At 47.2% G+C, this 1,119-nt stretch carries 1 protein-coding gene and 1 pseudogene; one reads left to right on the forward strand and one right to left on the reverse strand.

Annotated elements, in window-relative coordinates; genetic code table 11:
- Positions 1-860 (forward strand): FAD-dependent oxidoreductase (locus tag A3766_RS01335; protein ID WP_156508599.1); only part of this gene is annotated, 860 nt, incomplete at its 5' end.
- Here the strand turns inward: A3766_RS01335 and A3766_RS30085 are convergent.
- A pseudogene (locus A3766_RS30085) lies at positions 816-1,119 on the reverse strand (hypothetical protein); the annotation flags it as partial. The gene A3766_RS01335 and the pseudogene A3766_RS30085 sit on opposite strands and share 45 nt — an antisense overlap.

Raw genomic sequence — 1,119 nt, forward strand, 5'->3', positions numbered from 1 at the left:
AACTGAGTGCTGAACAGTTTGAGTTGCAGGCAAATGTTGTCATCAATGCTGCCGGGGTATGGACAGATGAACTTCGACAACAGCTCGGTGAAAACAAAGTAATAAGGCCTCTGCGTGGCAGCCATTTAGTTTTGCCTCAGTGGCGCTTGCCAGTGGCGTATTCTGTGAGTTTTTTTCACCCGAAAGATAAGCGGCCAGTGTTTGCTTTCCCCTGGGAAGGTGTGACGGTTGTCGGGACAACGGACCTTGATCACAAGCAAAGTAGTCGAGACGAGTCCAGCATAAGCGCTGGCGAAGTAGCGTATCTGTTAGCTGCTGTGAATCAGCAATTCCCAAATAGTTTGATTTCTGAGAGCGATGTTATAGCGACGTACTCGGGTGTTCGCCCTGTTGTCAGTAAACATTCTAGCAAGCAAGAAGCTGACTTGAGTAAACCGGCAAAGCCTTCTGATGAAAAGCGTGAACATGTTGTCTGGGATAATCGAGGCATGGTGAGCGTTGCAGGAGGTAAGCTGACGACTTATCGTTTAATCGCCTTGGATGTGCTTCAAACGGCGGCGAGATATTTAAATCGGAAACCTGAAGACTTTAAGTCGAGTACACACTTTCCTGAGACTGACCATGTAATGGCTTCAGCTCATATCAATGCACCTCAGATTCGTAGGCTAAAAGGACGCTATGGCTTTGGCGCAGAACGTATCGTTGAGCTGGTAGATAGGAAACCTGAGTTAGCAGACAAAGTCTTGACTAGTGATACCATATTCGCTGAGCTTGTTTATGCCTGTGAAACTCAACTAGTCGTGCATTTAGACGATCTAATGCTGCGCCGCACTCGTTTGAAGCACATCCAAGGCGATTAAACGATAAGTCGTCAGCTTACCTCCTGCAACGCTCACCATGCCTCGATTATCCCAGACAACATGTTCACGCTTTTCATCAGAAGGCTTTGCCGGTTTACTCAAGTCAGCTTCTTGCTTGCTAGAATGTTTACTGACAACAGGGCGAACACCCGAGTACGTCGCTATAACATCGCTTTCAGAAATCAAACTATTTGGGAATTGCTGATTCACAGCAGCTAACAGATACGCTACTTCGCCAGCGCTTATGCTGGACTCGTCT

Source organism: Oleiphilus sp. HI0132 (genome assembly GCF_001635845.1).